We start from the raw sequence: 14,800 nt of genomic DNA, 5'->3' as shown, positions 1-14,800 counted from the left end.
TTCGCCGTTCATACCCACGCAGTTCAGGCGTCTGCACGCTGACGCCGAAGCACCTCATGCATAGCGGTCATCACAGCGAGCAGAACCAGCAGATACCACGGGTAGATGGCAATGGATGTGTGTTGCGCAATCAAGCCGAACAACGGCGGCATAACCATGGAACCCATGTATGCGCAGGCCATCTGCACGCCGACAATGGCCTGTGACAAATCAGCTCCAAAATACGCCGGCGTTGAATGGATAACACACGGATAGATCGGCGCGCAGCCGACGCCGGAGAGCACCAAGCCGCAGCACGCGGGAACCGTTCCCGGCAACGGAAGTATCATCAGCACCAGCCCGATCAACAGGATCGCCTGTCCCATGCGAATCATCGTGGGGTCGTCGAACCGCATGGTCAGGAATCCACTGATACCACGGCCGGCAGTAATCCCGAGATAGAACAGACTCGCCCAGCTCGCGGCGACGACCTTGTCGACCCCGTGATACATCACCAGATAGCTGCTCGCCCACAACCCGGCGGTCAGCTCGATGGCGCAATAGCAGAAGAACATGAGAAGAATCGCCTTCGCGCCATGGATTCGCAGGACCCCGCGGACGCCAAGCGGCTTTCGCGCTGCGACGGCGCCGGCATCATCCGTAGCGGAAGACGTATTGTCCCTTATGTTGTTTCGCCTGTTCTTCCACAACGGCAGGCTGAGCACGATAATTGCGGTCAGCACGATCTGGACAATGGCGATATACCGGTACCCCCAATGCCAGCCTTGACCGCGGGATAGCGCGAAGCCCATGATATACGGACCGACGGTAGCGCCGAGCCCCCACATGCAGTGCAGCCAGCTCATATGCCGACTCGCGTAGTACAGGGCGACATAGTTGTTCAATGCGGCGTCCACTCCCCCAGCCCCGAGACCATACGGTATGCCGATTGCAAGCAGAATCCAGTAGTTCGGCGCGAATGAGAATCCGAGCAGCGCCGCGGCGGTCAGTCCGACACTGGTCGCCGTCACCACGCCCGGGCCGAATCGAAGCGTCAAGCGATCCGACAGGAGCGCGGAGACGATGGTGCCTGCGGAGATCACCATCGATATGCCGCCCGCCCATGACATCGGTACCCCGAACTGTTGGTCCATGGACGGCCACGCAGCTCCAAGCAAGGAATCAGGCAAGCCGAGGCTGATGAAAGCGAGGTAGATTACAGGAAGCAACAGATTGAACACGCCGGTCTTCTCCTCTCATGGTCCATGCAGATTGATGTTCGTCTGCGCCGGGAGGCTCCCTCGGCGTCGGCAGAACGTTACCACCCTGTCTCCACCGACGCTCACACCCACTCAGCGTCGGCAGAAGCGGAAAAAGTCAGGCAGAAGCAGAGGGAGTCAGGCTTCGGCCGCGACATCATCCCCGTCATCATCGCGGACCCATTGCAGCACATCGCCCGGCTGACAGTCAAGCGTGCGGCAGATGCCTTCGAGCGTGGAGAAACGGATTGCCTTGGCCCGGCCGTTCTTGAGCACAGAGACATTCGCCGGAGTGATGCCCACCTCTTTGGCGAATTCCCCTACCGACATACCCCGCTGGGCGAGCAGGACATCGAGATTGACCTGGATCGCCATTCAAATCACCGCCTGAAGTTCGTCACGCTGCGCCGTGGCCGAGACCAGCAGGGCGCGCAGGACGATGATGAGCAGCAGCATTGCGAACAGTCCCAAGGCGACGAGCAGCGCGCCCAAGGGCACGGCGAGTGGTTTGAGATGCGCGATGAACGCGGTATGCACAAACAAGGCGAGCGCGATGATTGCGGCGATGCTGACGCAGGCGATGATGATATCGACCCAGATCAGAGAATCGTGTGTGAATACGATGCCGCGGCCCGACAGCGACGCCAGTTTCCATACGGCGACCAGACCGATTTCGAAACATGCGAGCGCTGCAATCACCGCCAGCAGGTAGCCGGTCGCATATGGCGCGTATTGCGGGGCGTCCTGGGCGCTGCGCCGTGCGACAAGCGGCAGGGCCCATACCTGCGCGGCAACGGACATGGCGATGAATACGACCAGCGCGACTTTGAGCACCACAATTACGACCGGGCTGATGCCGCTGTCTGAATCCGCGGGTTGTTCCACTGTGGACGAAATGTCGCCCAGATCGCCCGACGTAGCCGATTCGTTGTGTCTGCTGCGCACAGGCGGCTTCCCATTGTGCTGCCGTGGATGCTGCGGCTGTTCGATTGCCATGGATGTCTTCCTTCCTCACACGGCGGTTGCCGCGTCGGCATGTCCAGCATAGCAGTATCGATAAACGAGAGAAACATATCGTTTCTCGATGTGTAATATCTGTGATAAATCGATTATCGATGGATATGTATCGACATTCGATACTTACGATGAGGATATCCAAGGTCGAGAAGGAGCAACCATGACATCGCCGACACCATCGCAGCATCAGGGCAAACCAGTACATCAGACCCAACAAACACAGACCCAACAAACACTGGTGCAGCAGGCAAAGCAGACACAGGCAAAGCAGACACAGGCAAAGCAAATGCCTCGGCCCGTGCAACAGCAGCATCCCATGCCACTGACACGCCCCTATCCGCACGGAGCTGCCGGCACACCGTACACCACCCCACCCACAGCACCCTTCGCGCCCAGACGCGACCCGCTCGCCGCCCCCGACGGCTCGAAGCCGGCCGACCGCAGGCTCCTCGCCATCACCAGCGCCGCGATTATTCTGCCGATTCTGTGCGACCGTCTCGTGTTCGCATGGTCGGACGCCAACACGTATACGCCATGGTTCGACGGATTTTGGCTCGCCGTCATTGCCACCGTCACCGTCCTGTTCTTCCGCACCGCGCATCGCAGCCTCATGTGGTGCTTCACCACCATCGCCACGGCGATGCTGTGCGCCTATGCGATTGCGATGCATGCGGCCGGCAAAATCGACGACAGCTGGGCGACCACCACCTTCCTCGCCGTTCCCTGCCTGACAATGATGTCCCTGCAATTGTCGGATGGCAGGTTCGACTCCCACCACCCATGGCTGACCGTCAAACGCTGGATGCTCGGATGGATTTCTCCCTTCACCAAACTCAATGCGGTCGGCTCGACACTGAGTCACGCCCAACACGCTATACACGCATTCTCATCGAAGAATGACGACAATACAACCCCATCGGATAGCAATAGTACACGCAGCGAGTTGCATGCTGGACAAATGACCACAGCCCGCCGCATCCTGCTTATCATCGTGGTCGCCGTTCCCCTGCTCGTCGCGCTCACAGCGCTTCTGGCTTCCAGCGATCTGGTGTTCAATTACGCGCTGCGCCGCATGATCGGATCGATCGACATCTCCGAATTCGTGCGCCACGTGCTCATCATCGTGTTCCTGTTCCCCTTCTGCCTGTCCATCCTCGCGCAGACCGAAGTCACCAACCGGCTGCGCATGCACGCGTGCACGCCGGCGACCGCATCCGCCGCCCAGCCCAGCCAAGACAAACACGCCTTCGACACGACAGTGGCCGCCGTTGTCCTCGCACTGGTACTCGTCCTGTACGCAATGTTCTGCGCGATCCAGTTCGCTTTCCTGTTCAGCGGCCGGCAACTGCCCGACGGCTACACCTACTCCCGGTACGCCCGGGAAGGATTCTTCCAGCTGCTCGCCGTCGTATGCGTGAACCTCGTCGGCTACGCGTTGATCCTGTGCCGGGTACGCCGCACCACACCCCTGACCGGCATGCTCATCGTGCTGATTGGCGAAACCGGGGTCATGCTTGCCTCGGCTCTGTGGCGTCTGCACTTGTACATTGGCGCGTATGGGCTCACCTGGCTGCGTTTGGAATCCCTGACCTTCATGTGGATGCTCAACGCCGTGCTCATCCTGTGCCTCGTACGCCTGTTCGTGCCTCGTCTGCCGCTGGCAACCATCGGTTTCATTCTCGTGGTCATATGGTATGTGGCACTGGTGCTGTCGAATCCGAACAACATCATCGACGCCTTCAATCAGGCGCGTCAGATCACCGATGCGATATGAGCTCCAGCCGCTGAGCGCGGTCCAGCAGGAACGGCACTAGACTGGAGACCATGTCTTACCGCATCGCATTCGTATTCGACGACACGCTCGACGTGCTCGACGGCGTGCAGCAGCATATCGTGACCCTGGGCAAGGAACTCGCCCGCCGCGGCCATGACGTGCATTACCTGGTCGGGCAGACCGAACACTCCCCCGTGCCCAATACGCACGTCATGTCACGGAACGTGATGGTGAGCGCGAACGGGAACCGCATGCGCATCCCCCTGCCGGCAAGCCGCCGGCTCATCGCACGCACGCTTGCGGAAGGCGATTTCGACATCTTGCACGTCCAAGCGCCTTACAGCCCGTTCATGGCGGGTCGGGTGCTCAAGGCGGCGTCGCCGAATACCGGCGTCGTGGCAACCTACCATATCACGGTCAGCGACCCGCTATCAGCCATCGGCGGGCTGGCGCTTGGGGCGATCAACGCGCACACTCACCGGCGTATCGACGAAGTCATCGCAGTGTCCGATGTCGCGGCGCGCTATGCGGCGCTGACCGCGCATACGAACGCACGCGTCATCGCCAATCCGGTGGATGTGGCCATGATGCGCGATCGGGCTGCCGCTGTCAATGTCGGCACATTGGACGGTGACACCATCGCCCCGCATATTGTGTTCCTCGGCCGTTTCGTCAAACGCAAGGGCGCGGATATCCTGCTTGATGCAATCGAATACGGCGAACGACATCGGCTCTTCCCCGCCGGCACCCATGTGACGATGGCCGGCAAGGGCCCGTTGCTCGAGGAATGCCGGCGCCGGGCCGCCGGGTTCGACACGCCGGTCACCTTCACCGGATTCATCGAGGAATCCGCCAAACCCGCCCTGTTGCGCAGCGCCGATGTCGCTGTCTTCCCCGCGACGGGCGGCGAGTCCTTCGGCATTGTGTTGCTGGAGGCAATCGCCTCGGGCGCGAAAGTCACGCTGGCTGGAGACAATCCCGGATACCATTCCACACTGCTGGGCGACACCGATGCGCTGTTCCCCGTGCGCGGGCGCGAAACCGCGCGGATACTGGCACAACGCATCGCGCGCGCCATCGATGATGCCGCATGGGCGAAACAGGTGCATCGACGCGAGGAACTCCTGCTTGAGCGTTATGACGTGCGCACCATTGCCGACCAGGTCGAACAAGTGTACGCGCAGGCGATTGCCAAGCGCCGGGCAGGTCGGGCAGCCTGAGAACACAGCCTTCGCAGAACAGCCCGATACAACGATTGAGGCCACACAACAGGCGGGGATCGGGATGCCCGCAAACCCAGCCCGATGCGGCCTCAATCGTAATACCGGCATCCGCCGGCGGTATTCACGCACACGCCGGCGGACACCAAGCGCGCCAAATCAGGTGTCGATCTTGCTGCGATCGAAATCGTCCGCGTTCTCGACGATGAACTGCCGTCTCGGCGGCACCTCCCCACCCATGAGCAGGTCGAAAATACCCGCCGCCTTCTGCGCATCCTCCATGCGGATGCGCCGCAGCATGCGCGAGCGCGGGTCCATGGTCGTGTCCGCCAGTTGGTCGGCGTCCATTTCACCTAAGCCCTTATACCTCTGGATGTCGGGGTTGTAGTCGATATGCCGGCGTTCAAGGTCGGCGAGCTTGCCGGAGAGCTCATCGTCCGAATACGTGTAGATGAACTCGCCCTTGTGCTTGCCAGCGAGCGCGATGCGATGCAACGGTGGGACAGCCGCATATACGTGGCCGGCTTCAATCAGCGGCCGCATATACCGGTAGAACAGCGTGAGCAGCAGGATGCGGATATGCGCGCCGTCAACATCGGCATCGGTCATCATGATGATCTTGTTGTACCGTGCCTGGCTCAGGTCGAAGCTCGCGCCGGAACCCGCGCCCACCACTTGGATGATCGAGGCGCATTCCTTGTTGGACAGCATTTGCGACAGGCTCGCCTTCTGCACGTTGAGAATCTTGCCTCGAATCGGCAGTAGGGCCTGGAAGCTTGAGTTTCTGGCGGCTTTCGCCGTGCCGAGCGCGGAATCGCCCTCGACGATGAACAGTTCGGCGATATCGTCGTTGCCGGGCTGGCAGTCGGAGAGTTTCGCCGGCATGGATGCGGCTTCGAGCGCGTTCTTGCGGCGGGTGACCTCTTTGGTCTTGCGCGCCTGGATGCGCGCGTGCATCTCGCCGACAATCTTCTCGAGCACCCTGCCGGACTGCTCTTTGTAGCCTCGTTTCGAGCCGGTAATCATCTCGCCGAACTGCTGCTCGGTCATCTTCGAGACAATCGGGCGCACCGGGGCCGTGCCGAGCACGTCCTTGGTCTGTCCTTGGAACTGCGGTTCTGCGATACGCACGGTGACGACCGCGACCAGGCCGGCGAGGATGTCATCGCGTTCCACGCGGGTCTTGGAGTCCTTGAGGTTGACTTTCAGCTTGCGCGCATTATCTTCGACGCTTTTGCGAATCTGCTTGGTGATGCCTTGCAGGAAACCGTCGACGTGCATGCCGCCGCCCGGAGTCTCGACGACGTTGACGAAGCTGCGCAACGTGGTGTCATAGCCGTTGACCCAGCGCAGGGCGATATCGACTTTGCAGGTGCGCTCGATGTTCTGCGCGTGCAATTCACCTTTACTGTCAACGGCCTGTGTTTCCTCGGTATAGGTGTCTTCGCCGCTGATGCGCCAGATATCGCATACCGGTTCGCCTTTGGACAGGAAGTCGACAAAATCCTTGACGCCGCCGGTGTGGAGGAATTCCTCGACCCTGCGGTGGGGGCGCGCCGCGGATGCGAGGACTGCCTGACTTGCCGCCTGCGCTTCGCGATTGTCGGTGGTGTCGTCCGCCGCAGTATCTTCGACTTGCCCGGTGTCGGAGTTGTCGTCAGCATGGTCTGCGTTATCGGAACTGTCGACATCGCCGATACCTGCCTCGGTATCGTGTCCGAGCGTGTTCCCGGCAATGCCCGCGGTGTTCTCCGGCGTGTCGACTTCAAGCATCGCATCGACGGATGCATCGCCGGTTTCAGGGATGTTCTCGTCGATGACGGTGATTTTCAATCCAGGAACAAGGAAGGTTGTCTGACGAACCCGATCGATAAGCTGCTCATAGCTGAACCGCGCGGTATCGTTGAAAATCTCCGGGTCGGCCCAGTAACGGATACGCGTGCCCGTGGTCTTCGGCGAGACCTTGCCGATGACTTCAAGCTCAGTCGCACGGTTCTTGCGCGTGCGTTTGAACGGGGAGTCAGGCGATGGCTTGGACGGGTCGGCGTCCTGGTAGACACCGGGATGCCCTTGATGGAAGGCCATGTGGTAGGTCTTGCCGTTGCGGTCGACTTCGACGTCAAGACGGGAGCTCAACGCGTTGACCACGGACGAACCCACACCATGCAGACCGCCTGCCGCATTGTAAGAGGCGTTGCCGAATTTCGCGCCGGCGTGCAGCTTGGTCAGGACGACCTCGACGCCTGTAAGGCCAGTTTTCGGCTCGACATCGACTGGGATGCCGCGGCCGTTGTCATCAACCTCGATCGAGCCGTCGGTATGCAGGATCACCTTGATGTCGTTGCAAGCGCCCGCGAGCGCCTCATCGACGGAATTGTCGATGATCTCCCACAGGCAGTGCATCAGGCCCTGGCTGTCGGTCGTGCCGATATACATGCCAGGGCGTTTGCGCACAGCGTCGAGCCCCTCGAGCACGGTCAGGCTGTCGGCGCTGTAGTTTTCCTTTGCCATAATCCCCATTCGTTGTCTTGCGTTTCGTTTCCCGCCATCGCCTGTCCGTATGCGTGCCGCTCTGACAATCAAGAGCGGCACGCATACGGCGTCACGTCACTGGTCGAGGAAGTCGCGCAGGGTCTGCGAACGCGAGGGGTGACGCAGCTTCGACATGGTCTTCGATTCGATTTGGCGGATCCGCTCGCGGGTCACGCCGTACACACGCCCGATATCGTCCAGCGTCTTGGGCTGACCGTCTTCAAGGCCGTAACGCATCTTGATGACGCCTGCCTCACGCGGCGACAGGGTTTCCAGCACCTGCTTGAACTGCTCCTGCAACAGCGAGAAGGCCACGGCGTCGGACGGGGCGATGGCATCGGTGTCTTCAATCAGATCGCCGAATTCGGAATCGCCGTCCTCACCGAGCGGGGTGTGCAGGGAAATCGGCTCACGGCCGTACTTCTGCACTTCCTGCACCTTCTCGACCGGCATGTCAAGTTCGCGTGCCAACTCGTCGGGCGTAGGTTCACGGCCAAGATCCTGCAACATCTGCCGCTGGACACGGGCGAGCTTATTGATGACCTCGACCATGTGGACGGGCACGCGGATCGTGCGCGCTTGGTCGGCCATGGCTCGTGTGATGGCCTGGCGGATCCACCACGTGGCGTAGGTCGAGAACTTGAAGCCTTTCTTCCAGTCAAACTTCTCGACCGCACGGATCAAACCGAGGTTGCCTTCCTGAATAAGGTCGAGGAACAGCATGCCGCGGCCGGTGTAGCGCTTGGCCAGCGATACGACCAGACGCAGGTTCGCCTCGAGCAGGTGGTCCTTGGCCTTCTTGCCGTCGGCTGCGGCCCACTTGAGTTCGCGCTTGCGCTTGAAGCTCATGCCTTCGCTCTCGGTGTCCAGCAGATGCTGGGCGTACAGGCCTGCCTCGATTCGCTCAGACAGGTCGACTTCCTGTTCGGCGTTCAGCAGGCTGACTCGGCCGATCTGCTTGAGGTAGTCCTTGACCGGATCGGCGGTGGCCCCTGCCGCAATGACACGGCGCTTGGGGTTGCCTGACGGGGTGAGGTTGTCGTCGTCATCGTCATCGCGCATGACGAACGCGCCCTTGGCCTTCGGCAGGACTTCGGGCTCGCGGTGCTTGGGTTTGTTCTCCTCGTCATCCTCGGAGTCGTCCTCGCCCTCATCGTCATCCTCGTCGCTGGAATCGATGTCGTCGTCAAGGTTGTCGGGATCGTCGCCTTCGTCGAGATCGTCGAAGTTCTCGATGTCCTCGTCGTTGATGTCCTCGTCGTCGTCGAGCTGCGTCTCGTCATGTTCGGCGGCGGCTGGCTCTGCGCGCTTGGCGGTACGCTTGCGCGGCGTCTTGGTAGCGGTTACCGTGCGGGATGCCGTTTTCTTGGCCTTCGGCGCCGCGCTCTCACCGCCCGACGCCTTCGCCGCCTTCGATGTCTTCGCACTCTTCGCCGCCGCGGTCTTCTTGGCGGATGCCGACGTTGCGGACCTCTTGGTCGCCTTGGCCGGTGTCGCAGCCTTCTTCGCCGTGCTCTTGCGGGTGGATGTGGTCTTTTCGGTCTGATCAGCGTCCTTCTTGCTTGCCGTCGTTTCCTTGGCCAAACTTATCCTCCTGCGTGTTCCCGCCATACCGCGGCCAAACGAAGGGCGCAGTTATGGCAAGGGCAAATCGTCAACTATAGAAGTTAACCATCTTTCGTGGACGAATATTCCCGCGCGATTGCGACAGTGAGGCGAGATATCGCAGTCTGTACACGATGTCACAGGGAGCACCACTGCGGTTTCGTGCCGTTGTCCAGCGCGTCGATGACGATGCCGGCGAGCGTGCACGTGGGATCGAGACGCAGGGCGATTCGCGCGAAGATATCCGTTCGCTCATCGTCTCCCCACCACAACAGATAGGCCAGACACGCCGCGATATTCGACCGATAAGACACCGGTACGAGTTCAATCATGCGATCAAGCATCTTCGCGGAGGCGCGCAGACAACCAATACGCGGAACTGCCTTGGGCTCGTCGAACGCTTCGGTGAGCAGCCTGCCCATCGTCACTGCATTACTGGGACAGGACGGTTCCGCAGCGAACCGCAGCAGCGTCTCCTGATCAATCGGATCGATGCTGACCGACGAGACGATCAGAGCGTCACGAATGGCGATACTCTGCCGCATCCCCACCGCAAGCCTGATCAGAAGCTGGTCGTCGGCAGGCAGGTGCGACCCTCCCTCACGCTGGTTGCGATGCCACATCTGCAATGCCTCACCAACCCACAGCCGAGTGCCGATAACAACGCCTTCCTCATGACGCAATCCCCGGTATCGCGCATTCTGGAAGTCAACCCAGGCTTCAGGCAACAGACCGGGTGATTTCCACGCCCTCCACGTCCCTTCCGGCTCGGGCAGCTCCTCCCACCGGCGCAACGGCAAGCGGCCCCCTTGCGAATACCAGTATCGGGGGAAAAGCCGCGAGGCATCCGCCCCGGGCAGCGGCTCACCCTTTTCATATGTCCATTCCCAGTAGCGTGCCAACGCGTTGAATACCAGCCGACTCATTTGTGGCTGTGTGCCGTCCTTGTTGTCGTCTTCCATGATTCCCCCATCCCCCAGTCAATGCCGGGACTTCGTGCGGACACCTCGTGCATCCGCCCCTGTTCAGCTTGCAGTACGGCGATAGCGTCCGTCCAGCGTGGCAGGCGAATGTGGTCAAAGGATGCGAACCGCCCCAGGTATCGCTTCGCTGTCGCCACGCCGCACCAGCCGCGTCCGCCGGAATATCCCGCTCGTCGGCGCTCGCCGCGTTCATTGCCGACCGCAGGACCGTCCCCGTGCGACACGCCCTCTGTCACCAGCCGGGAATGTCGCAACGCTGTGGATACCCTCGTAGATATGAGCATGCCGTCAGATCTGGAACGTATTGAACAGCGCATCGATGACCTGGTCCGCGAACACCTCGCCGTGCCCGACGCCGAAATCGCCGCGTCGTGCCGAAATGTCCTCCACGAGGTCGCCACGCAAGCGGTCGTCTCAAGCCAAGGGGGCAAACGGCTCAGAGCCCGCTTGGCGCTCGCCGCGTTCGATGCCGCAGGCCTTCCGGTCACGTCGCAGGCACGGGATGCGATGACCGACCTCGCCTGTGCAATCGAGGTGTTCCAGACCGCCGCGCTTGTCCATGACGACATCATCGACGATTCGGACCTGCGCCGGGGCAAGCCGAGCGCCCATCGCGCGCTCGCACAGCAGACGCACAGCGAATCCATCGGCCGTGGCCTGGGGCTCATGCTCGGAGACATCCTCGCGACCGTAAGCATCTCGATCGCCAACGCCGCGGCATCGTCGCTGGGCAATCCCGACACGCTGCGTTCGGTGTTCCTCGGCATGCAACGCGATGTCAGCGTCGGCCAGGTGCTTGACCTCGCGGTCGAGCTCACCCCATTGAGTGACCCGGCACGCCTCGCGGATGCCTCACTCAACGTTTTCCGTTGGAAAACCGCCAGTTATACGACTATGGCACCGCTGCAACTGGGATTGACGGCGGCGGGGACCGACCCGCAGGTCGCAGGGCCGCTCAGCGAACGCATCGGCAAGCCGCTCGGCGTCGCATTCCAGCTTGCAGACGACTTGCTTGATGTCATCGGGTATACGAAAAACACCGGAAAACCCGTCGGCGGCGATATTAAAGAAGGCAAACGCTCCGTGCTGCTCGCCGACGCACTCGCTTTGTCGAACGCCGATGACCGCAGCGAACTGACCGCCATGTACGAGGCCCCCTCACGCGACGCACGGCAAATGCGCCGCGGCATCGAAATCTTCACCACAAGCGGGGCGGTCGAACTCTCACGCGAACGGATCCGCAAGCTGTGGGCGCAAGCCGGCCAGGCCATCGCCGAAGCAGAACTGCCGCAGACCTCACGCGACATGCTCCTCGAGGCGTGCCGCACCTTCATCCCCGATTCCTGCCTGTGATCCGGCGGCAACGTTCGTAGGCCCCGGCAGGCGGCGAGTAGCCCGAGGCATGTAGACTAGTGTCATCACCATTGAGTAAAGGGCCTGCGAACATGACTGAAACTGCGAACGAAGGGCAGATCATCGACGACCGGTACCGTATCGTGCGCAAAATCACCGACGGCGGCATGGCGACCGTGTATGAGGCGATTGATGTGCGTCTTGACCGGCATGTCGCCGTCAAAGTGATGCATGCACAGCTGGCGCAGGGGCCGCATCGCGAACAGTTCGTGGAACGATTCCACCGTGAGGCTCGGTCCGCGGCGGCCATTGCAAACCCACATATCGTCCAGGTCTACGACACCGGGGAGGTTGATGGCCGCAACTATCTGGTCATGGAATACGTTCATGGCGTCAATCTGCGCTATGAGATGAACCAGCAGGGGCCGTTCACCGTGCGCGAGACCCTGCGTATCGTCGCGGAGACGCTGGACGGGCTTGCAGCCGCGCATCGCGCAGGCGTCGTGCACCGGGATATCAAGCCGGAGAACATCTTGCTCAACGACCGCGGCCATGTCCAGATCACCGATTTCGGGCTGGCGAAGGCCGCGTCGCAGGCCACGCTGTCCACGACGGGTATGCTGTTGGGCACGGCAGCCTATCTGGCACCGGAGATGATCGAGAACAACCAGGCCACGCCTCAGGGCGACCTGTATTCAGTGGGCATCGTGGCCTGGGAGATGCTTGCCGGTGAGCCGCCATTCCAGTCGGATAACCCGGTGACGATGGTGTTCAAACATGTGCACGAGGACGTTCCCCCGGTGATTACCCGCTGCCCGGGCATCGAACCGTCCGTCTCCGAATTCATCGCGCAACTGACGGCACGTTCGGTTGAGGACAGGCCGGCGGACGCCATGGAAGCGCAACGACTCCTGCGCACAGTGATTTCCGGGATGCCGATGGAGGCTTGGCTGTACCGGCGGTCGGACGATCCTATGCGCGACGAATCCACCGGCGACGGCGAATCCCCGTTGGCGCCCAACGGCTTGGTCGCCTCGCGCCGCGAAGGCGGGCACGATGCCGCGGCATCAACAACGGCAGTGGCACAGTCGGATTACCCGCCGCAGCCGCCGGCACCGTCGTCATCCGCAGCGACGTCCGCGACGGCATCCGCCGACATGTCCTCCGACACATCTGCCACAACACCTTCGGACGGGCGATCCGGCGCCGCTAACACGCCGGATACGCGTACCCGCATCCTTGCAACCGACCCGAACGCCGCAAGGAAGCCGCGCAGCATCACCAGCCAGGACGCCTTCACCCAGGCAATCACCACAACCGACACATCGGATATCGAACCTTCCGGCGTTGCGGAGCATTCCCGTGGCGGGCGGCGGCGCAGCAAGGTTCCGATCATCGTCGCCGCCATCATGGCCGTCATGCTCGCCGCCGGCGCAGGATGCGGTGCATGGTGGTATTATCTGGGCCCCGGCAGCTACTGGACCATGCCGAAACCCACTGACCTGACATGCAAGACAGGCAAGACCTGTACCATCAAGAATGTCAGCTGGAGCTCATTCCGCAGCACTCTCAACGTCGCCGGAATCCCCTATTCCGTCGCCCAGGAATACAGCGATACCGTCGAAGAGGGCGACATCATCTCAACCACGCCGTCCACGGTCGGCGCGCATATCAGCAAACGCAGCGCGGGCAATGTGAAAGTCACCGTGTCCAAAGGCGTGCGGCAGGCGACCATCCCCTCAGATATCACCGACCCATCGACCGACAACGGCAAGGACCCCCTGACAGCCCTCGAAAAGGCTGGCTTCACAAACATTTCGCATAACATCAACGATGACGAGTATTCGCTGACCGTTCCAAAGAACGCCCTGCTGAGCATCTCCCCCAACCCAGGCACCACGATGGAGCATAACGACAGCGTGGTGGTGAAACTCTCCTTGGGACCGATGCCGGTCAATATGCCGGATGTCGTCGGCAGAACCAAAGACGAAGCGCAGGCTTTGTTCGACAGCTTGCAGCTCAAGGCCACCTACAGCGAGGAATACAGCGATACCGTGCCAAACGGCAACATCATCTCGGCATCACAGACGGTCGGCACCCAACTGCACTGGGGAGACACCGTCGACGTCGTGGTTTCCAAGGGCCCACAGATGGTGACGCTACCTGATGTAACCGGCAAAAGCACCAGCGATGCGACTGCGGCCTTGCAAGCGCTCGGTTTGGAGGTGAAGGTCAGCGCCCCGCTCGGCGACCTGACCCACACCGTGCGGTTGCAGTCGCCGTCCGCCGGCCAGCAGGTGCGTGTCCGGGACGCGAACGGCAACAAGACCGTGATCACTCTGACTGTGGTGTGACCGCCGCGGACTGCGCCTCCTGTTCGGCCTTCATCCTTGCCTTGACGGTCTGCGCATACTCGTCGACATACTCCTGCCCGCTCATCTGCGCGATGGCGCGAACCACGCGATCAGTCAGCTCACGCAGCTCCTCATGCGTCACATCCTGCGGGTCCTTGCGCACGACCGGAATCGGCGCACCGTATATCACTTTCGATTTGCCTTTGTTTGGAATCACCTGACCGGGCTTTTGCAGGTCGCGAGAGCCGATGATCGCCGTCGGAATAATCGGGCAACCGGTTTCGAACGCGAGACGAGCGGCACCAGTGTGCCCGCGATACAGCCTGCCATCGGGGCTGCGGGTGCCTTCGACATGGATGCCGAACAAATGCCCGTCCTCAAGAATCTCCTTCGCATGGTTCAACGCCCCCAAGGATTTCGATCCTCCAGAGCGGTCCACCGGGAACACACCAACCGACGTAAACCACCACTTCTTGAACCGGCCTTTGATGCCCTTGCCTTCAAAATATTCAGCTTTGCCCATGAAATGAATCATGCGAGGGCATGTCATCGGCAACAACGCGTCGTCAATGACGGCAAGATGATTCGCCGCGATAATCGCCCCGCCCTTGCGCGGAATGTTTTCAAGCCCTTCGACAGTTGGATTGAACCGACGCCTTGCAATCGGACCCAAGGTCCGGACGAAAAACCAGTAGAGCACGAGGGCTCTCCCTCCCAGCGACTT

At 61.3% G+C, this 14,800-nt stretch carries 11 protein-coding genes; 4 read left to right on the top strand and 7 right to left on the bottom strand.

The genetic code is table 11. From position 1 onward, the window contains the following. Window positions 1–23 precede the first annotated feature (23 nt). The 3 genes from ACZ41G_RS02955 to ACZ41G_RS02945 all read right to left on the bottom strand — a co-directional run bounded on the left by ACZ41G_RS02955 (window position 24) and on the right by ACZ41G_RS02945 (window position 2,234). Window positions 24–1,220: an MFS transporter gene (locus ACZ41G_RS02955; protein WP_464145866.1), complete on the bottom strand. Its 1,197-nt coding sequence runs from the start codon at window positions 1,218–1,220 to the stop codon at window positions 24–26. Window positions 1,221–1,376: 156 nt separating this feature from the next. Next, window positions 1,377–1,613 carry a helix-turn-helix domain-containing protein gene (locus ACZ41G_RS02950; protein ID WP_029576475.1) on the bottom strand — a complete coding sequence of 79 codons (237 nt, stop codon included), beginning with the start codon at window positions 1,611–1,613 and terminating at the stop codon, window positions 1,377–1,379. Further along, window positions 1,614–2,234, bottom strand: coding sequence for a DUF2975 domain-containing protein (locus ACZ41G_RS02945; protein ID WP_464145864.1), 621 nt, complete (start codon window positions 2,232–2,234; stop codon window positions 1,614–1,616). Window positions 2,235–2,571: 337 nt separating this feature from the next. Between ACZ41G_RS02945 and ACZ41G_RS02940 the strand changes: the two genes are divergently transcribed. After that, the gene (locus tag ACZ41G_RS02940) at window positions 2,572–4,029 is read left to right on the top strand and encodes a DUF4153 domain-containing protein (RefSeq protein ID WP_464145862.1); all 1,458 of its coding nucleotides are present in this window, start codon (window positions 2,572–2,574) and stop codon (window positions 4,027–4,029) included. A 50-nt stretch (window positions 4,030–4,079) separates the two neighbouring features. Beyond that, window positions 4,080–5,249: a glycosyltransferase family 4 protein gene (locus ACZ41G_RS02935; RefSeq protein WP_464145860.1), complete on the top strand. Its 1,170-nt coding sequence runs from the start codon at window positions 4,080–4,082 to the stop codon at window positions 5,247–5,249. A 159-nt stretch (window positions 5,250–5,408) separates the two neighbouring features. Here ACZ41G_RS02935 and ACZ41G_RS02930 read toward each other — a convergent pair whose 3' ends face one another. The 3 genes from ACZ41G_RS02930 to ACZ41G_RS02920 all read right to left on the bottom strand — a co-directional run bounded on the left by ACZ41G_RS02930 (window position 5,409) and on the right by ACZ41G_RS02920 (window position 10,348). Continuing rightward, window positions 5,409–7,760 (bottom strand): DNA gyrase/topoisomerase IV subunit B, encoded by a 2,352-nt coding sequence (locus tag ACZ41G_RS02930; protein ID WP_464145858.1) that lies wholly within the window; start codon window positions 7,758–7,760, stop codon window positions 5,409–5,411. Window positions 7,761–7,856: 96 nt separating this feature from the next. Further along, window positions 7,857–9,392, bottom strand: coding sequence for an RNA polymerase sigma factor (locus ACZ41G_RS02925; protein ID WP_321046666.1), 1,536 nt, complete (start codon window positions 9,390–9,392; stop codon window positions 7,857–7,859). Window positions 9,393–9,523: 131 nt separating this feature from the next. Beyond that, window positions 9,524–10,348 (bottom strand): hypothetical protein, encoded by an 825-nt coding sequence (locus tag ACZ41G_RS02920; protein ID WP_464145856.1) that lies wholly within the window; start codon window positions 10,346–10,348, stop codon window positions 9,524–9,526. Window positions 10,349–10,645: 297 nt separating this feature from the next. On the opposite strand from ACZ41G_RS02920, the gene ACZ41G_RS02915 reads away from it, so the two are divergent. Continuing rightward, entirely contained in the window at window positions 10,646–11,722 is a 1,077-nt protein-coding gene (locus ACZ41G_RS02915) for a polyprenyl synthetase family protein (RefSeq protein WP_412171087.1), read from the top strand. A gap of 92 nt (window positions 11,723–11,814) precedes the next feature. After that, window positions 11,815–14,076 carry a protein kinase domain-containing protein gene (locus ACZ41G_RS02910; RefSeq protein ID WP_464145853.1) on the top strand — a complete coding sequence of 754 codons (2,262 nt, stop codon included), beginning with the start codon at window positions 11,815–11,817 and terminating at the stop codon, window positions 14,074–14,076. Here the strand turns inward: ACZ41G_RS02910 and ACZ41G_RS02905 are convergent. After that, on the bottom strand, window positions 14,057–14,776 hold the full coding sequence (locus ACZ41G_RS02905; protein WP_464145851.1) for a lysophospholipid acyltransferase family protein: 720 nt from the start codon (window positions 14,774–14,776) through the stop codon (window positions 14,057–14,059). The two genes, ACZ41G_RS02910 and ACZ41G_RS02905, sit on opposite strands and share 20 nt — an antisense overlap. Window positions 14,777–14,800 lie beyond the last annotated feature (24 nt).

The organism is Bifidobacterium porcinum (assembly GCF_055378475.1).
The sequence above is the reverse complement of the archived record's forward strand: the minus strand, read 5'-3'. Positions and strand labels throughout refer to the sequence as shown.